Origin of the sequence: Devosia indica (genome assembly GCF_003056405.1) — a bacterium.
GTDB classification, from domain to species: Bacteria; Pseudomonadota; Alphaproteobacteria; order Rhizobiales; family Devosiaceae; genus Devosia; species Devosia indica.
The window spans coordinates 1-18,124 of the sequence record NZ_PYVZ01000006.1 but is presented as its reverse complement, the minus strand read 5'-3'; the positions used below and the strand labels follow the sequence as shown (position 1 = coordinate 18,124).

Annotated in this window: 18 protein-coding genes; 6 read left to right on the top strand and 12 right to left on the bottom strand. The window is 61.4% G+C overall.

Annotated elements, in window-relative coordinates; translation table 11 throughout:
* Positions 1-54: 54 nt before the first annotated feature.
* The 8 genes from lexA to DDE76_RS07490 all read right to left on the bottom strand — a co-directional run bounded on the left by lexA (position 55) and on the right by DDE76_RS07490 (position 8,495).
* On the bottom strand, positions 55-774 hold the full coding sequence (gene lexA, locus DDE76_RS07525) for a transcriptional repressor LexA (protein WP_104894395.1): 720 nt from the start codon (positions 772-774) through the stop codon (positions 55-57).
* A 116-nt stretch (positions 775-890) separates the two neighbouring features.
* Positions 891-2,093 (bottom strand): molybdopterin molybdotransferase MoeA, encoded by a 1,203-nt coding sequence (locus tag DDE76_RS07520; RefSeq protein ID WP_104894394.1) that lies wholly within the window; start codon positions 2,091-2,093, stop codon positions 891-893.
* A complete protein-coding gene (gene moaC / locus DDE76_RS07515) occupies positions 2,090-2,569 on the bottom strand; it encodes a cyclic pyranopterin monophosphate synthase MoaC (protein WP_104894393.1) in 480 nt (159 codons plus the stop codon). The genes DDE76_RS07520 and moaC overlap by 4 nt, the downstream gene beginning before the upstream one ends.
* The gene (trpC, locus tag DDE76_RS07510) at positions 2,569-3,381 is read right to left on the bottom strand and encodes an indole-3-glycerol phosphate synthase TrpC (RefSeq protein ID WP_104894392.1); all 813 of its coding nucleotides are present in this window, start codon (positions 3,379-3,381) and stop codon (positions 2,569-2,571) included. Before trpC ends, moaC begins: the two co-directional genes overlap by 1 nt.
* Positions 3,381-4,400 (bottom strand): anthranilate phosphoribosyltransferase, encoded by a 1,020-nt coding sequence (gene trpD / locus DDE76_RS07505; RefSeq protein ID WP_198650867.1) that lies wholly within the window; start codon positions 4,398-4,400, stop codon positions 3,381-3,383. Before trpD ends, trpC begins: the two co-directional genes overlap by 1 nt.
* Positions 4,397-4,996 carry an anthranilate synthase component II gene (locus tag DDE76_RS07500; RefSeq protein WP_104894390.1) on the bottom strand — a complete coding sequence of 200 codons (600 nt, stop codon included), beginning with the start codon at positions 4,994-4,996 and terminating at the stop codon, positions 4,397-4,399. Before DDE76_RS07500 ends, trpD begins: the two co-directional genes overlap by 4 nt.
* Positions 4,997-5,080: 84 nt before the next feature.
* Positions 5,081-6,589, bottom strand: coding sequence for an anthranilate synthase component I (trpE, locus tag DDE76_RS07495; RefSeq protein ID WP_104894389.1), 1,509 nt, complete (start codon positions 6,587-6,589; stop codon positions 5,081-5,083).
* Between the two features lie 31 nt (positions 6,590-6,620).
* Positions 6,621-8,495, bottom strand: coding sequence for a peptidylprolyl isomerase (locus DDE76_RS07490; RefSeq protein WP_104894388.1), 1,875 nt, complete (start codon positions 8,493-8,495; stop codon positions 6,621-6,623).
* A 123-nt stretch (positions 8,496-8,618) separates the two neighbouring features.
* Between DDE76_RS07490 and tpiA the strand changes: the two genes are divergently transcribed.
* From tpiA to DDE76_RS07475, 3 genes are all read left to right on the top strand, one after another.
* Positions 8,619-9,374 carry a triose-phosphate isomerase gene (tpiA, locus tag DDE76_RS07485; protein WP_104894387.1) on the top strand — a complete coding sequence of 252 codons (756 nt, stop codon included), beginning with the start codon at positions 8,619-8,621 and terminating at the stop codon, positions 9,372-9,374.
* Positions 9,375-9,519: 145 nt separating this feature from the next.
* Entirely contained in the window at positions 9,520-9,978 is a 459-nt protein-coding gene (gene secG / locus DDE76_RS07480) for a preprotein translocase subunit SecG (RefSeq protein ID WP_104894386.1), read from the top strand.
* A gap of 113 nt (positions 9,979-10,091) precedes the next feature.
* Complete coding sequence (locus tag DDE76_RS07475; protein ID WP_104894385.1) at positions 10,092-11,720, top strand: CTP synthase; 1,629 nt, start codon at positions 10,092-10,094, stop codon at positions 11,718-11,720.
* Here DDE76_RS07475 and DDE76_RS07470 read toward each other — a convergent pair.
* Complete coding sequence (locus tag DDE76_RS07470) at positions 11,646-12,050, bottom strand: YciI family protein (RefSeq protein ID WP_245891834.1); 405 nt, start codon at positions 12,048-12,050, stop codon at positions 11,646-11,648. The two genes, DDE76_RS07475 and DDE76_RS07470, sit on opposite strands and share 75 nt — an antisense overlap.
* Positions 12,051-12,192: 142 nt before the next feature.
* Between DDE76_RS07470 and DDE76_RS07465 the strand changes: the two genes are divergently transcribed.
* Positions 12,193-12,369: a DUF4169 family protein gene (locus DDE76_RS07465; RefSeq protein ID WP_104894384.1), complete on the top strand. Its 177-nt coding sequence runs from the start codon at positions 12,193-12,195 to the stop codon at positions 12,367-12,369.
* A gap of 33 nt (positions 12,370-12,402) precedes the next feature.
* Here DDE76_RS07465 and DDE76_RS07460 read toward each other — a convergent pair whose 3' ends face one another.
* Together DDE76_RS07460 and DDE76_RS07455 are read right to left on the bottom strand one after the other, a co-directional pair.
* Complete coding sequence (locus DDE76_RS07460; RefSeq protein WP_104894383.1) at positions 12,403-13,422, bottom strand: serine hydrolase domain-containing protein; 1,020 nt, start codon at positions 13,420-13,422, stop codon at positions 12,403-12,405.
* Positions 13,423-13,497: 75 nt separating this feature from the next.
* Positions 13,498-13,929, bottom strand: a complete 432-nt coding sequence (locus DDE76_RS07455; protein WP_245891833.1) for a VOC family protein — start codon at positions 13,927-13,929, stop codon at positions 13,498-13,500.
* Positions 13,930-14,017: 88 nt separating this feature from the next.
* On the opposite strand from DDE76_RS07455, the gene DDE76_RS07450 reads away from it, so the two are divergent.
* Entirely contained in the window at positions 14,018-14,974 is a 957-nt protein-coding gene (locus tag DDE76_RS07450) for an NAD-dependent epimerase/dehydratase family protein (RefSeq protein ID WP_104894381.1), read from the top strand.
* 102 nt (positions 14,975-15,076) lie between these two features.
* Positions 15,077-16,354 carry a phosphopyruvate hydratase gene (gene eno / locus DDE76_RS07445; RefSeq protein WP_104894380.1) on the top strand — a complete coding sequence of 426 codons (1,278 nt, stop codon included), beginning with the start codon at positions 15,077-15,079 and terminating at the stop codon, positions 16,352-16,354.
* 149 nt (positions 16,355-16,503) lie between these two features.
* Here the strand turns inward: eno and DDE76_RS07440 are convergent, their stop codons facing one another.
* Entirely contained in the window at positions 16,504-17,979 is a 1,476-nt protein-coding gene (locus DDE76_RS07440; protein ID WP_104894379.1) for an AMP nucleosidase, read from the bottom strand.
* Between the last annotated feature and the right edge of the window lie 145 nt (positions 17,980-18,124).

Sequence of the window (18,124 nt, the reverse complement as noted above, 5' to 3'; positions counted from 1 at the left end):
AAAAACAAAAGGCCCGCCATTTCGGCGGGCCTCTCAAATTTAGCGAGACTGATCTCAATATTTCCGCATCAAACCCACAAGCCGACCCTGCACCTTGACCCGGTCGGGCGGAAAAATGCGGGTTTCATACGCCGGGTTCGCGGCCTCCAGGGCCACAGTGTCACCCTTGCGGCGCAGACGTTTCAGGGTCGCTTCCTCATCATCGACCAGTGCCACGATGATTTCGCCGGTCGAAGCGTGTTCCTGCTTCTTGATCAACACGGTATCGCCATCGAAAATGCCCGCCTCGATCATCGAGTCACCGCGCACTTCAAGGGCGTAATGCTCGCCTGCGCCCAGCATTTCAGGCGGCACGGAGATAGTATGGGAATGAGACTGGATAGCCTCGATCGGGGTACCGGCCGCAATGCGCCCCATGACCGGGATCGAAACCGGACGGGCATAGTCGTCCCCGCCGCCCGAATGGCCGCGGGCTGGTGGATTGGCCACTTTGCCCAGATTACCCTCGATCACCGACGGCTCGAACCGCGCCTTACGCCCGCCTAGCGACGGGTTCATCGAGTCGGGCAGCTTTACCACTTCCAGCGCCCGGGCTCGGTTGGGCAGGCGCCGGATGAAGCCGCGCTCCTCCAGGGCCGTAATCAGTCGATGAATGCCGGATTTGGACGCCAGGTCCAGCGCATCCTTCATTTCATCGAAGCTTGGGGGAATGCCGCTCTCCTTCATCCGTTCATGGATGAACATTAGCAGCTCGTGTTGTTTGCGTGTCAGCATTGGCCCCACTACCCCAGAATCGGAACATAGACGGAACGACCATACATGTTCCAGTTATGTTCTGCAACGGCCTTGAGCACGCGGCGCTGCCGAAGCCTCCTGCGGCCAGGCGCAAACTAGAAGGCGTCGATCGGCAGGGCTTCGACCATGGTCCCAATAGACTGGCCGGGATCGTTTTCCGGCTGCACGATAAGCAGGTCCGCCGCCGCCAGGGACGAGGTGTGGCCGCTATCTGTTTGTGTAATGGGCAGCGCCTGCATGCCATCGGCCCCTGGGATAAGTCGCGCTCGCATGAAATGCCGGCGCGCGCTGTTGGGTGGGGTGGCGCCTGCAAGCGGCAGGCGCCAGGGGGCTGGCTCGCCGTGACCAACCCAGGCGCGCAAGGCCGGCTTGATGAAGACCATTGCGGTCACCATGGCCGAAACGGGGTTCCCTGGCAGTCCAAACACCAGAGTCCGCCCATGAGTGCCGAACATCAGCGGTTTTCCCGGACGCATGTTTATGCGCCAGAAATCGAGCGACACGCCGAGCCCTTTGAGAATGTCCTGCACCAGGTCGTGCTCACCCACCGAGGCGCCGCCCGTGGTGATGAGGACATCCGGCCCCACAATGAGAATACCCTCCAGCCGCTCCCGCAGCCGATCCGCGTCGTCGCTGACAATACCGTGGTCGGTGACCTGCCGGGCATAGGGCGTCAGCATGGCGGAGAGTCCGAAACTGTTCGAGGCGACAATTTGATCTGGCCCGAGTGGCGTGCCGGGCAGAACCAGCTCGTCCCCTGTGGCCAGAAGCGCAATGCTTGGGCGCCGCGCAACAGTGAGGCGGGCCTGGTTTGCCGCTGCAGCTACTGCAATCTGCATCGGCGTCACGCGCGTTCCCGCCGCAATCAGGCTCTGACCGGTTGAAAAATCATTGCCCTTGGGGCGCACACTGTGGCCGGGTCGGGCAGGGGCCGTGAATTGCACGAAATCACCGTCGCGAACGGCCTCTTCCTGCATAATGACGGTATCTGCGCCAGGCGGCACCGGCGCGCCGGTGAAAATGCGGACCGCCTCCCCACGGTGCACCCCACCGCCATAGCCCGCACCGGCCTGCGATGTGCCGATCACGCGCAGGCGTGCCCCCTCTGCAACGTCCTCTGCCCGCATGGCATAGCCATCCATGGCACTGGCATCGAAGGGGGGCTGGTTGTGTCCCGCGATGACCGGAGCAGCCAGGACACGACCACTGGCCTCGCCCAGCGGCACCTGCTCAGGAGTGACGGCTGGGACTCGATCCAGAATGGCCCGCAAGGCCTCGTCGACCGGAAGAAGGCTCATGGCGTCCGCACAAAATCACCCGACTTGCCGCCGGACTTTTCCACCAGGCACATCTCGGACACCACCATCGCGCGATCAATCGCCTTGGCCATGTCGTAAAGCGTCAGCGCCGCAGTCGAGGCCGCAATCAGGGCCTCCATTTCTACGCCGGTCTGTCCGGTGGTTTCGGCGGTCGCCACAATGCGAATGCTGGTGTCGCTTGTCCCGGTGATTTCGACACTGACCTTGGTCAGCGGGATCGGGTGACAAAGCGGGATCAGCTCCGCCGTCTTCTTGGCGGCCAGGATCCCGGCAATCCGCGCCACGGCAAGAGCGTCGCCCTTTTGGAGCCCGCCGCCCAATATGGTGGCGATCGTCTCCGCCTGACCGCTCAGCACCGCCTGCGCGACGGCGCGGCGTCGGGTAACCGGCTTGTCACCGATATCGACGATATGGGCCTCGCCCTTTTCATTGAGATGGGTGAGGCCGCTTGCCATCAGCGCACCGTTTCCACCGCACCCATCAGCAGGGCGCGGGTGGCCGCAACCACGTCGTCCTGGCGCATCAGGCTTTCACCCACCAGGAACGTGCCGACATGGCAACGCTCGTCGAGCATCTTGACGTGCTCATGGGTAACAATGCCGCTTTCGCTGACCAGCACCACATCGTCCGGCACGCCGGCCGCCAGATTGACCGTGGTTTCCAGCGTGGTCTCGAAGGTGCGCAAATTGCGGTTATTGACGCCGATGAACTTGGCGCCGAGCGCCAGCGCCCGGTCCAGCTCGAGCTGGTCATGCACTTCCACTAGGGCATCCATGCCCCATTCCTCTGCCGCATCGAGCAGGTAGCGCGCAACATCGTCGCCCACCGCCGCCAGAATGATCAGAATGCAATCGGCACCCCAGGAGCGGGCCTCGGCCACCTGATAGGTCTCGAACAGGAAGTCCTTGCGCAAAACCGGAAGCCTGGTCGCAGCACGCGCCTCGATCAGATAGCTCGGCGAGCCCTGAAAGCTTGGGCGATCGGTGAGCACCGAGAGGCAGGCAGCGCCTGCCAGCTCATAGGACCGGGCGATCTCGGCCGGGTTGAAGTCGGAGCGGATCAGCCCCTTGGAAGGGCTGGCCTTCTTCACTTCCGCGATCAGGGCATAGTCGCCCTTGGCGCGCTTGTTTTTGATGGCCCTGAGGAAACCGCGCGGCGCCGGCTGGTCATGCGCCTCGGCCACGACTTCAGCCCAGGGGCGCATGCTCTTGGCCGCCGCGATTTCCTCGCGCTTGTAAGCTTCGATCTGCTTGAGAATATCGCTCATCAGGCTCGTCCGTTCGATACCGCCACCAGGCGCGCGAGAGTTTGTTTGGCCTTGCCGCTATCGATGGTGTCGCGGGCAAGGGCAATGCCATCCTCGATGGTCTCCACCTTGTCGGCCACCAGCAGCGCGGCGCCGGCGTTGAGCAACACCGTGTCGCGGTAGGCACCCGGTGCCCCGTCCAGCAGCGCCACGATAGCCGCCGCATTTTCACTCGGTTCACCGCCCAACAGGTCCTTGGGATCGGTCAGCTTGAGCCCAACTTGCTCAGGGTGCAGCTCGAAACTACGCAGATCGCCATTGGCAATCTGGGCCACAAAATTGGGGCCAGAGGTCGAAAGCTCGTCCAGCCCTTCGCTCGAATGCACCACCCAGGCCTTGGTCGCGCGGTTGGCGAGCAAGGCCGCGGCAACCGGCTCCACCCATTCCTGTGCATAAACGCCAAGCAAGTAGCGCCGGACACCAGCGGGGTTCGATTGCGGCCCGAGCAGGTTGAAGAGCGTCCGCACACCCATTTCGGCCCGTGCCGGCCCCACATGACGCATCGCCGGGTGGTGACTGGGCGCAAACATGAAACCGATATTGGCTCCGGCGATGGTCTGGCCGATCTGCTCCGGCGTCAGGTCAAGCTTCACGCCGAGTGCTTCGAGCGCCTGCGACGAACCAGATCTGGACGAAAGCGCCTTGTTGCCATGCTTGGCCACCGGCACGCCGGCCGCCGCCACCACCAGCGCCGTCGCCGTTGAAATATTGAGGCTGCCAACGCCGTCGCCACCGGTGCCAACGATATCGATGGCGTCATCGGGTGCACTAACAGGCACCATCTGCTCACGCAGGATCGAAACCGCGGCGGCAATCTCGCCCACCGTTTCGCCTTTGATCCGCATCCCCATCAGGAAGGCGCCGATCTGCGCAGGCGTGGCCTCACCGGCCATGATGATGCGCATGACACCGCGCATCTCCTCGCCAGTCAGGTCCTTGCCGTCAGCAATCTTGTTCAGAGCTTGCTTAATATCCATCACGCTGCCTTCCGTCCGTTGAAGTCGCGTGCAATGTTGAGAAAGTTTTGCAGCAAGGCGTGGCCATTCTCGCTGGCGATGCTCTCTGGATGGAACTGCACGCCATGGATCGGCAGGCTTTTGTGCTGCATGCCCATGATGAGGCCATCATCGGTCGTTGCCGTCACCTCCAGGTCAGCGGGCAGGGTGTCCGCCTTGACGATCAGGGAATGATAGCGCGTCGCCTCGAACCCTGAATTGAGCCCGAAGAACAGGCCCTTGCCGGTGTGATTGATCTTGCTGGTCTTGCCGTGGAAGAGGCTCGGCGCCCGGACCACGTCGCCGCCAAGCGCTTGGCCCATGGCCTGGTGCCCCAGGCATACGCCCAGCATGGGAATGGTGGTCTTGAAGCGATCGATCACGGCCAGGCAAATCCCCGCCTCATTGGGCGTGCAGGGGCCAGGCGAGAGCACGATGGCGTCCGGCGCCATGGTGGCGATCTCTTCAAGCGTAACCTTGTCATTGCGCCTGACAATGATGTCGGCACCCAGCTCGCCCAGATAATGGACGAGGTTGTAGGTAAAGCTGTCGTAATTATCGATAACGAGGGTTTTGGTCATTTCTAGACTGCCTCTGGGCGTTGGTTCCGTGACTTGGTGTTCAGAACCAGCCCCGCCATCGAAAATCGTTGTCCCTCAGCATCATCATTGCCCCAATCCGGCCTCTCCGGCATAGCGTAGCGCCTCCTCGGCGGCGCTGAAAAGAGCGCGGGCCTTGTTTTCGCATTCGAGCTGTTCGAGCTCAGGCTGGCTGTCGGCGACGATCCCGGCACCGGACTGCACATAGAGCTTGCCGTCTTTGACGATGCCGGTGCGCAACACAATGCAGGTATCCATCGTGCCGTCAGCGCCAAAATAGCCGACGCAGCCGCCATATATGCCGCGACGCGACTTCTCGAGCTCATCAATGATTTCCATGGCACGCACTTTCGGTGCACCCGAAACCGTGCCAGCCGGGAACCCAGCCGAAAGCGCATCTACGAAATCATACTGCGGATCCAGCTCGCCAACCACGTTCGAGACGATGTGCATGACGTGGGAATAATATTCGAGGAAGAACTTGTCCGTGACCTTCACGGTCCCGGACTTGGTGACGCGCCCGACATCATTGCGGCCAAGGTCGAGCAGCATCAGATGCTCGCTCAACTCCTTGGGGTCCGACAGCAGCTCGGCGGCCAGTTCCTTGTCGCGTGTTGGCGTAGCACCGCGCTTGCGCGTGCCGGCAATAGGCCGAATGGTCACCTGGCCGTCCTGCACCCGCACCAGGATTTCCGGGCTCGATCCGGCAACGGCAAAGCCGCCGAAATCGAAGAAGTACATATAGGGACTGGGATTGGTGCGGCGCAGCGCGCGATAGAGCGCCGTTGGCGGCAGTGTAAAGTCGGCGGAAAACCGTTGGCTCAGCACCACCTGGAAGATATCGCCGGCTGTAATGTAGTCCTTGGCCCGCGCAACCATCTCGAAATATTCGTCCCGCGAGGTGTTGCTGGTCACCGCGATGGTTTCCAGATCGGGCAGGGCAGGGGCGGCCGGCGTCGCCCGCGTCAGCCGGACAATGGCATCGTTGATCCGGTCTTCGGCTGCGGCATGCGCCTGTGCCGCCGTCACCCCCTCGCGCACATAGATCGGCGCGGTCAGGTAGAGCTCGTCCTTGACCGTATCGAAGACCGCCAGCAACGAGGGACGCATCAGCAGTGCTTCTGGCGTCTGCAGATCGTCAGGGTTTTCGTTGGGCAGCACTTCCATGTAGCGGACCATCTCGTAGCCGAGATAGCCGTAGATTCCTGCCGACTGCGGAGGCAGGCCCGCAGGCATCTCGATCTGGCTTTCGGCAACGAGCTTGCGCAAAGCATCAAGCGGCAGGTCGTCGAGCGACTCGAAATCGTCAGGTGCTGTCTGCGCCGTTCGATTGATCGAGGCCTTGCCGTCCTCGACCTTCAAAATCAGGTCCGGCAAGAGGCCGATCATCGAATAGCGGCCGCGCGTCGTGCCGTCCTGCACACTTTCGAGCAGGAAGGAGTGACTGCGGCCCGCCGCCAGCTTGAGATAGGTGCCAATCGGGGTTTCCAGATCCGCCACGACTCGACGCCACAGCAGTCCAGACTTTCCGGCATCATATTGCGCGGCAAAGGTCTTGGAAGTGTCGTCGCCCATTTTGGTCTGGTTCCGTTGGTAAAGCTGCCGGTTACTGGCCGTAATTCTGCACGAGAAGCTGGTTGAGAGCCTGCTGGTTGATCCGAAGGCCCGCATCCTCACGCACCGCCGCCACAAATTCAGAGGTGAGGCCGGCCCGCGCCTCGGCATTGATGCTTTCCAGGGCGACATCATCAAGCGGTGTGGTCGGCTCAGCGGTGTCGACAACCTGGAAGACCACCTGTTCGCCGCTCTCGTTTAGAACCGCACCAGCATGGCCCGGTCCACCAGCAAACGCTGCCGACGCCACGGTGCCGTCCACCAGCCCATCCTCGGATCCGAAGCGGGTAAAGGGCGCGCTCAACTGCGGAAAGGCGCTCAGCTCAAAGCCTATATCGGCCAGCGCTTCGCCCGCTTCGAGCCGCGCGACAATGTCTTCTGCCTTGGCCGCCAGCGCCGCATCTATCCGCTCCGCGGCAATTGCCGCTTCGACCTCGGCCCGCACCTCGTCCAGGGTTTGGTCACGGGCGGGTTCGACCTGTTCGAGGTCGAACCAGAGATGCGCGCTGCCAGACAAGGGAATGGACGGGATCAGGCGATCTTGCTCGGCCGCAAAGATAGCCTGCGAGACGCTGGCGTAATCCTCTGCAGCCAGATTCGGCAACACGGCCAGTTCAGCACCCCCCGCAGTCACGTTTGCCTCATAGACCGGCAGGCCGAAGCGCTCGGCAATCTGGTCGATGGGCTGGAAGGCCGCACGCAGCTCTTCAATCTGGTCTAGCACGTCGTTGATCTCGTCGCGGGCCTCGTCCTGCGCCAGCCGCGCCACAATATCGTCCCGGGCTTCTTCGAGCGTGGGCTCGCGTGCCTCTTCGATCTCGGCAACATGCACCGCGCGCTGCCCGCCAATGCCTTCGATAATGGCGAAACCGCCCTCGGGCAGGCCGAATGCCGCCGAGGCCAGACGCGTATCGGTAATTTCCGCCTGCGTGAGCGTACCAAGGCTGGATGCTGTCAGCCCGGCCTCGGCAACCAGTGTGGCGAAATCAGTGCCGTCTGCGAGACCAGCCTCGAACTGGGCCTGCAACTCGGGTGTCGCCAGCGATACCTGTTCGATGGTCCGACGCTCAGGCGTGGTCAGCGAGGCTTTTGTGGCCTCATATTCTGCCTGCACCGCCTCCGACGAGATATCTTTAGTGGCCGCCAACGAAGCTAGCGAAAGGTCGAGCAATTTGACGGTACGCGTTTCCACCGTGCGGAAATCGGCCTGGTTCTCCTCCAGATAGGCGGAGAGTTCGTCTTCGGTTGGTGCCTCGGGGGTCTCAATGCTCGTCCCGCTCAGAACGATGTAGTCGATGGTGCGCGTTGCCGTGGCATAATCATTGATCAGGTCAGCCGCCACTTCGGGCATATCTGTATCGGCAAACAGCGCCGTGGTGAGCTGGTCGCGGCGAGCTTCGTCGCTCCGCGCCTCGAAATATTCGGCCTCGGTCCAACCGGCGCTCTGCAGCACCTGGGTGAACAGGGCCGGCTCGAACGTGCCCAGCGTCCCATGGAATGAAGGGTCCTCGCGCAGCAATTGCGCGAGTTTGCTTTCCGAGACGCCCATGTTGAACTGGGCCGAGAGAGTGTCGAGCGCGGCCCCCTCGGACAAGCCCAAGATAACAGCCGTGGGAATGCCCATCGCTTCGGCCTGGCTGGCCGTGGGCACAGAACCGATCTGCTGGGCGATCCGGTTGGCCTGGTTCTGATAGGCACGCAGGAACTCTCGCGAAGTGATTTCCTCGTCGCCAACCCGCGCCACGGTATTGCTGCCCAGATCGACGATCACGTTGTTGATGCCGAAACCAGCTACACCGACAAGCAGAAACGCGCCCAGGATTTTTCCCGGCCAGGATTTTGCAAAATCACGCAAACCATCAAGCATCTGAAGCGTTCCACTTTCGGGTCCAATCCTTTACCGTGAGGCGAAGGTCAGACTAGTAAGACAAATACGACAGCCGGGGTTAGGGCAAAGCCTTGTCCGGCGCAAGAGGCAGGAGTACCAAGATTGTCGACCGTATCACCTCTGATCGCCGGAAACTGGAAGATGAACGGGCTCACCCACTCTCTTGATGAGTTGAGTGAACTTGCCCGCCTGCTCACCACTGGCGAGTCGCCCCGTGCCCTTGTCGTGGTTTGCCCGCCGGCCACCCTGTTGGCCGCGGTCGCGGCGCAGGGCGCCTCGAGCGGCATCATTGCCGGGGGGCAGGATTGTCATCAGGAACCGCACGGCGCCCATACCGGTGACATCTCTGCCAGCATGCTCGCTGATGCCGGTGCACAATATGTCATTGTCGGCCACTCCGAGCGCCGAACAAATCACGGTGAAACCGATGATACAGTACGCGCCAAGGCCGAAGCCGCCATCGGCTCAGGCCTGAAACCGATCATCTGTGTCGGCGAGACTGAAGCACAGCGCGATGCCGCAGAGGCAGAATCGGTGGTGTCTGCGCAATTGGCCGCGTCTATCCCTGACGCTGCCGAGCAGCACGAAGTGGTTGTTGCCTATGAGCCCGTTTGGGCCATCGGAACCGGCCGCACCCCCACGCTCGATGAAATCGACGAAATGCACAATGCAATTCGCGCCCGGCTGGTGGATCGGTTCGGTCTGTCCAAGGGTGAAAGCATCCGCATTCTCTATGGCGGCTCGCTAAAACCCCAGAACGCCCGCGAGATTTTGGGTATAGGCAACGTCAATGGCGGCCTTGTGGGAGGTGCAAGCCTCTTGGCAAAGGACTTCTATACGATTATCTCGGCCGTATAAGAGTATCCGGACAGGCAGCCGCCTGTGGCGAAAAAGCGCCGCAAGCGGCTGGCAATTGCCGTTCGGGGGGTGTATGACCCCGCATCCTTTCCAAACCGGGCGGGCCGTATCGGCGCGTCCGGACTGACGCGAAGACAAGAGATTCATGGCCAACGTACTGCTCGTCGCCTATTTGCTGATTGTGCTGGCGCTTATTGTCGTCATCCTGCTTCAGCGCTCTGAGGGCGGCGCCCTTGGAATCGGTGGTGGCGGTGGCGGCGGCGGTTTGATGACCGCCCGTGGCTCGGCAAACCTGCTGACCCGGACAACGGCCATTCTGGCTGTCCTGTTCTTCGCTTCTGCCATCGGTCTGACCATTCTCAACGAGATTGATCGTGGCACTTCCAGCATTCTGGACAACGCGACCTCGCTTGAAGATGGCACCCAGCCTTCGACGGTGCTCGACGCGCTCAACGCTCTTCAGGGCGATGAGACCTCCGATCTGCTGCTGCCTTCAGAGGCACAGACGCCGGCTGAAGAACCAGCGGCATCGGACAGCGAATTGCCCATACCCGAAGTATCGACCGATACCGAAGAAACGCCCGCAGTGCCTGCGGGCAACTGATCCGCCGCAAGGCGTCCGCGAGAAAAGGGGATGGCAACATCCCCTTCTTCTTTTTGTGTAGAGCGCAAAAGCTGCTCTGCGAATCATGTCTGATGTGCTTATGGTGATCGCCCATGGCTCGGTACGTATTTATCACCGGAGGCGTGGTCTCCTCCCTTGGCAAAGGTTTGGCTTCGGCGGCGCTCGGCGCCGTGCTGCAGGCACGTGGCTACAAGGTCCGCCTGCGCAAGCTCGACCCCTATCTCAACATCGATCCCGGCACGATGTCGCCGACCCAGCACGGTGAAGTGTTCGTCACCGACGACGGGGCGGAAACCGATCTTGACCTGGGACACTACGAGCGCTTCACCGGGCGCGCCGCCAACAAGCGTGACAATGTCACCTCCGGCCGCATCTACTCGGACTTGCTGGCCAAGGAGCGCAAAGGCGAGTTTCTCGGTGCCACCGTCCAGGTCATTCCGCATGTCACGGACGCGATCAAGGCATTCGTCCTCGACGGCAACGAGGATTACGACTTCGTGCTGGTCGAGATCGGGGGGACGGTCGGCGACATCGAGGGACTGCCGTTCTTCGAGGCCATCCGTCAGCTTGGCAATGAACTGCCGCGCAATCACGCGGCTTACCTTCATCTGACCTTGATGCCCTATATCCCCTCTGCAGGGGAATTGAAGACCAAGCCGACCCAGCACTCGGTCAAGGAACTGCGCTCGATTGGTATCGCACCGGACGTATTGCTGGTCCGCTGCGACCGCCCCATTCCGGAAGGCGAGAAGAAAAAGCTCTCGCTGTTCTGTAACGTTCGCGAAACCGCCGTTATCCAGGGTCTCGATGTCGGCTCGATCTATGATGTACCCGTCGCCTACCACAATGAAGGCTTGGATCGGGAAGTCCTCGCCGCGCTTGGCATCACCGATGCGCCCGAACCCGACATGTCCTCTTGGGAAGAAGTATCCCGCCGTTATCACAATCCCGAAGGTGAAGTGAACATCGCCATCGTGGGCAAATATACCGGCCTGAAGGATGCCTATAAGTCGCTCTCCGAAGCGCTCACCCATGGCGGCATCGCCAACAAGGTGAAGGTCAACCTGCAATGGATCGATTCGGAAGTCTTCGAGCGTGACGATCCGGCGCCCTATCTCGAACACGTGCACGGCATCATGGTGCCTGGCGGCTTCGGTGAACGCGGCTCGGCAGGCAAGATCGAGGCTGCTCGCTTCGCCCGCATCAAGGACGTGCCCTATTTCGGCATTTGTTTCGGCATGCAGATGGCCTGTATCGAAGCCGCGCGGAACACCGCCGGCATCAAGAATGCCTCGTCCACCGAATTCGGCCCCACCAAGGAGCCGATTGTGGGTATGATGACGGAATGGGTGAAGGGCAACGAAAAGGAAACTCGGGGCGCCGAAGGAGATCTCGGCGGAACGCTTCGTCTTGGCGCCTATCCGGCCCAGCTCACCCGAGGCTCCCGGGTTGCCGATATTTACGGTACCACCCGCATTTCCGAGCGTCATCGTCATCGCTACGAGGTGAACATGGACTACCGCAAGCGGCTGGAGGCCAATGGCCTGCTGTTCTCTGGCGTTTCACCCGATGGCACGCTGCCCGAAATCGTCGAGCGCACCGACCACCCCTGGTTCATCGGCGTCCAGTTCCATCCAGAACTGAAATCAAAGCCGTTCGAGCCGCATCCGCTCTTTACCAGCTTCATTGCCGCGGCGATGGAACAGAGCCGGCTGGTCTAGGCCGGGTATTCCAGCGGCCACACCTCGACCACGCCATGCGCCACGGCGCATGGCACCTTGGCCACCTTTCTCGATGGCATCTTCCAGAGTGTCGGCCTCGATAATGGCAAATCCGGCAACGGGCAGGGATGCGGCCATGAAACTGCCGTCGGTGACCTGCATCGCCGTACCCTCGGGATTACGGACCTGAATCGGCCGCCCCGCTATGCCAATCAGCGCCCCTTCCGCTTTGAGTTTCTCGTCATGGGCATGCGCCGCGTCCCGCACGGCCTGCGGTGTGCGGTCATAGCCCTGGCGGTCGCCATAGCCGATGGTCACAAATTTCGGCATGTCAGTTCTCCTGTTCCTTCAAGACAATTGACGAGAGCAAAACACGGTTCCGCCGCCTGCCCAATGCGCCTGTGACCGCGCGGGAAGAATATGCTAGGAAAGGCCGTCAGGCGCACCAGGTGCCCGACATCGGAAAAACGCCATGGCCGAGATCATCAACCTCCGCACCGCCCGCAAGAACAAGACCCGCGCCGAAAAGGTCGCGACGGCCGAACAGAACCGCGCCAAATTCGGCCGCACCAAGGCCGAGAAGCTCAAGGGCGCGAGAGAGAAGTCACGTGCAGAAAAGCACGTTGATGGGCACAAGCGCGAGGAGTAGCGCGGATCCCGCGCCAATCAGGATACCAGGGCGCTAATCCTGGGCAGCGCTTGCTTCTTCCACATCGACCACCCCGATAATCTCCGCCAGCAGATCATGCAGCGCGTCGCGATGGCCGTTCCCGGCGGAGGGCGAGAACTCGTCCGACGTCATCACCACGGTCAGGTCCAGTGCCGGCACGACATAGATCATCTGCCCGCCATAACCCCAGCCGTAGCGCACCGCTTCGCCGCCGATCTCCCGCAGGAACCAGCCATAGCCATAGCCGTCGCCGCTGAATCGGGAATTGGTCCGTTCCACCCAGGACTGCGCAATCCAGTCTGAGGATACCACCCGCGTTCCATCCGGCGCGAGCCCGCCCGTGCGAAACACCTCCCCGAAGCCCAGGAGCGAGTGTGGACTCATCGCCATCTGGTTCCCACCCAGGTAAATCCCCTGCGGATCGCGCTCCCATCCGGCAATATCAAACTCCGGGACGGCCCCGAACCAGTCCTCGGCAAGATCCAGGGTGGCACGCCCGCTAACCCGTGTCAGGATGGCCGACAGCAGGTGGCTCGAACCTGTCGAATACTGCATCGGGCCGCCCGGATCGGTTTCGAAAGCCTGTGCAAGTGCCGAGCGCACCCAGTTGTCACTGGCCACCCAGCGGCCATAGTTCGGCCCGGATGTGCGACCGAGTCCGGCCTGCATCGACAGCAAATGCCCAACCGTCACCATATCCAGTCGAGGATCCGCATCGGCAGGAAAATCATCGATCAGGAAATCGGCAATCGGCTGGTCAACCCCTTCGATCAGTCCCTTGTCGATGGCAATACCGACCAGGGCCGACATAACGCTTTTGGAGGCCGACTTGATATTGGTCGGATCGCCCGGCGCATGGCGGTCATAGCCGCGCTCGGCCAGGATGTCGCCTTCTTGAGCGACAACCACCACTTCGAGCGGTTCAAGGGCATCGGCGGCGTTAAGAACGGCAGCGAGATCTTGCGTCTGCGCCAGGGCGGGCAAGGGTGAAAGGACGAACAGGACGGCGAGAAGGGCAGGTGATGTCTTCATGTCCCATGCTTCGCGGCCACTTGCGGCGAAAACATGTGGAGGCGGTGCCTTGCGCCTCCACAGTTTCGTGATCGACTACCAGTCCACCTGGCAGACCGCCCCGTCCGGCCCGAACTGCCTGCTGTCCGGTGTGTACTGAAAGATCTCGATCTTCACCCCGCTCGGATCGGCTAGCCAGCATTGCCAGGTATGGTCGACACCCAGTTTTTTGTCCGTCACCGCAAGGCCCTTGGCCCTGGCATTGGCCATGAACCCATCGATATCGTCGGTCTCAAAGCAGATATGGTTGATCTGGTTGCTTTCCTCGAACCGGCTCTCGCCCTTCTTGAACACCTCGACAAAGGTGCGATTACCGAAATCTAGATAGAAGCCGATCCGCTCGTCGCCGCGCTTGAAGTCGAACTTGGGTGCCGCGCCCATCGCGTCACGGTAGAACGTTTCGACGGCGTCGAGGTCACGGGCAAAAATACAGGTATGCGCCACCTGTTTGACGAGGGGTTTGGTCAAGGCTTTCTCCTCCGGAACGCGCGAACTGGACAGTTCGCGCTGACATGTTAGGACAGGAAGTACATCCAAACCAGCGGGAGGGGTCAAAATGGCGCGCATAATTGTTATCGGAGCCACGGGCCATATCGGCACATATCTGGTGCCGCGCCTGGTGCGCGCGGGCCATGACGTGGTGGCGGTTTCGCGCGGCGCCGCGCAGCCTTACCTCCCGGACACGGCCTGGAACCACGTAGAGCGGGTCACCATCGACCGCGCCGCTGCAGAGGCGAATGGAGATTTCGGCCGGGCGATCGCCGATCTCAAGGGCGATATCGTCATCGACAATATCTGCTTCACACTTGAAAGCGCCCAGCAGCTTGCTGAGGCTCTCATCGGCAAGATTCGCCACTTCCTCCATATCGGTACGATCTGGACCCACGGCTTCTCTGAAGTGGTGCCGACACTCGAAGACGTGACCAAGCGGCCCTTCGGCGATTATGGCGTCCAGAAAGCAGCAATCGAGGACTACCTGCTCGACCTGGCGCGACGTGACGGTTTCCCCGTGACCATTCTCCATCCCGGCCACATCGTGGGGCAGGGGTGGTCGCCGCTCAATCCGGCCGGTCACTTCGACAATGCTGCCTTCCAAACCATCGCCCGCGGCGAAACCCTGGCCCTGCCCAATTTCGGCATGGAAACGGTGCATCATATCCATGCCGATGACATCGCCATCCTTCTCACGCAGGCCATGGCCAACTGGAGCGTCTCGGTCGGGGAAGCCTTCCATGCCGTATCGCCTGGCGCCATCACACTCCGGGGCTATGCCGAGGCCATGTATCGCTGGTTTGGCAAGGAACCCTCGCTGAGCTTCCAAACCTGGGAGGACTGGAAATCCATGCAGAAGCCCGAGAACGCCGCCGCCACCTGGGAACACATTGCCCGCAGTCCAAATGCCAGTATCGCAAAGGGCCGCCGCCTGCTGGGCTATGCCCCACGTTACACCTCGCTGGAAGCTGTGCAGGAGTCGGTGTCCTGGCTGCTGGGCAACGGAAAACTTGCGCTCTAGGAGACGAGGACGGCGCCTTTTTTGCGCGTTCCCTCTTTTCACTGTCACAAGGCCCGTCTAGACAGGCACTCACACCCAAGTAGCATTCCGGGAAGGGCACGCATGTCTTCAATCATCCACGTCAATGGCCGCCAGATTTTCGATAGCCGCGGCAACCCGACCGTCGAAGTCGATGTGGTGCTGGACGATGGCAGCTTCGGTCGCGCCGCTGTGCCCTCAGGCGCCTCGACCGGCGCCCATGAGGCCGTGGAACTGCGCGACGGCGGTTCGCTCTACATGGGCAAGGGCGTGACCCAGGCCGTCGAGAACGTGAACACGACCATTGCCGACGAAATCCAGGGCATGGACGCGCTCGATCAGCTCGCGATCGACCAGGCAATGATCGACCTCGATGGCACTGCCAACAAGGGTAATCTGGGCGCCAACGCCATTCTTGGTGTTTCGCTGGCCGTGGCCAAGGCCGCCGCGGAATCGAGTGAACTGCCCTTCTACCGCTATATCGGCGGCCCGAACGCCCATTTACTGCCTGTGCCGATGATGAACATCATCAATGGCGGCGAGCATGCTGACAATCCCATCGACATGCAGGAATTCATGATCCTGCCGGCCGGCGCCAAGTCGATTGCCGACGCCGTGCGCATCGGTGCCGAAATCTTCCACACGCTGAAGAAGGGCCTGTCGGCCGACGGCTACAATACCTCGGTTGGCGACGAGGGTGGTTTTGCGCCCGCCTTGAAATCGGCCGATGAAGCCCTGGGCTTCATCATGAAGTCGATCGAAAAGGCCGGCTACAAGCCGGGCGAGGACGTGTTCCTCGGTCTCGATTGTGCAGCCACCGAATATTACAAGAACGGCAAATACGAGATGGTGGGCGAGGGCAAGTCGCTCTCATCGGACGAAAACGTCCGCTTCCTCGAAGACCTCGCCAATCGCTACCCCATCATCACCATCGAAGACGGCATGGCCGAGGACGATTGGGACGGCTGGAAGGCTCTGACCGACGCCATTGGCTCCAAGGTACAACTCGTCGGCGACGATCTTTTCGTTACCAACACCCAGCGCCTGGTGTCCGGCATCAAGATGGGCGTCGCCAACTCGATCCTGGTCAAGGTCAACCAGATCGGCTCGCTCTCCGAAACCCTCAACGCCGTCGATACCGCGCACCGCGCCGGCTACACCTCGGTGATGTCGCACCGCTCGGGCGAAACCGAGGATTCCACCATTGCTGACCTCGCCGTGGCGCTGAACTGCGGTCAGATCAAGACCGGCTCGCTCTCCCGCTCGGACCGCCTGGCCAAGTACAACCAGCTTATCCGCATCGAGGAACAGCTCGGCTCCTCGGCCAAATATGCTGGCTATTCGGTGGTCAAGGGCCGCTGATCGGTCCCCCAAACGTTACGCAAAAAGCCCGGGAGCGATCCCGGGCTTTTTTCTATCGATTGGTCCCCTTTTTCCTCTCCCCCTTGGGGAGAGGGGGATCGGCCAAAGGCTGAGAAGGGTGAGAGGGTCCGCCGCAAACCCGAACGGACCTACTGAAATGCCGTCTCGGCAAAGCTCCTGAGTTTCCGCGAATGCAGCCGTTCCGCCGGCTGGTCGCGCAAGATCTCCATCGCCCTGAGCCCGATCTGCAGGTGCCGGTTGACCTGGGTGCGATAAAAGTCCGAGGCCATGCCCGGCAGTTTCAGTTCCCCATGCAGTGGCTTATCCGACACGCAGAGCAACGTCCCATAGGGCACGCGGAAGCGGAAACCATTGGCGGCAATGGTCGCGCTCTCCATGTCCAGCGCCACGGCGCGGGACTGGCTGAGGCGCCGTGTGATCTCGGTCTGGTCGCGCAGCTCCCAATTGCGATTGTCGAAGGTTGCCACTGTACCGGTACGCATGATCTTCTTGGTTTCCAGCCCCTCGGTCTGCGTTACTTCCTCCACCGCCTGCTCCAGCGCCACCTGCACCTCGGCCAGCGCCGGGATCGGCACGGAAAGCGGCAGATCGGCATCGAGCACATGGTCCTCGCGCACATAGGCATGCGCCAGCACGTAGTCGCCGAGCTCCTGGCTGTTCCTGAGGCCCGCACAATGCCCCAGCATGATCCAGGCATGCGGCCTGAGCACCGCAATATGGTCGGTGATCGTCTTGGCGTTGGAGGGTCCAACCCCGATATTGATCATGGTGATGCCACGGCCGCGATCCCCCACCAGGTGGTAAGCCGGCATTTGCGGCGTGCGCGGCGGTGGATTACCAGTGACACCGCCGCCGGTCAGCATATTGTTGGTCGCAACGTTGCCCGGCTCAATAAAGCGCTGATAATGCGGATGTTTTTCGGCCATCCAGCCTTTGGCCATGCGGCAGAATTCGTCGATATAGAACTGGTAGTTCGTAAAGATCACGAAGTTCTGGAAATGCTCTGCGTTGGTGCCCGTATAGTGAGCCAGCCGGAACAGCGAATAGTCGACGCGCGGCGCGGTAAAGGCCGAAAGCGGGTAGGGCCCGCCACGCGGTGGCACATAGGTGCCGTTGGCGATTTCATCATCCGTATTGCCAAGGTCCGGCGCATCGAACAGGTCGCGCAGCGGCACCTCCATGGCATTTATCGCCTTGCCATCGAGATGATCATGCGGCCCCAGAGCGAAGTGCAGCGGGATCGGCGTATCGGACTCCCCAACCTCGATCACCCCGCCATGGTTTTTGAGAATGACCTCGAACTGCTCCTGCAGATAGCCCTGGAACAGGTCCGGCGCAGTCACCGTGGTCCGATAGATGCCCGGGCTATGCAGATACCCATAGGGCAGGGTGCTCTCATGCTTGGAATAGCTGGTGGACCGCACTTCCACCTGAGGATAGCAGGCGCGCACCCGCCCGGCCGGAATGGTCCCCGTGGTCAGGCCATTGAGATGGTTGCGGATGAAATCACAATTGCGGTGGTAGATATGGGCGATATGCGCCCAGGCCGCTGCCGGATCGGTAAATGCCTGGGTTTCCAGGCGTGGCGGGCTGAGTGTCGTCATTAAGGTGTTCCCTCGGTGGGGACTGTCAGTAATTTCGTGTGTGGCGGGCGATTGCATATTACGCCGCCATGGCTCGGATGAAGCGCTCGCCGAAGATTACAGCGAACTGCGCCTTGGCCATGGACCATTCACGTGGCGGCATTTT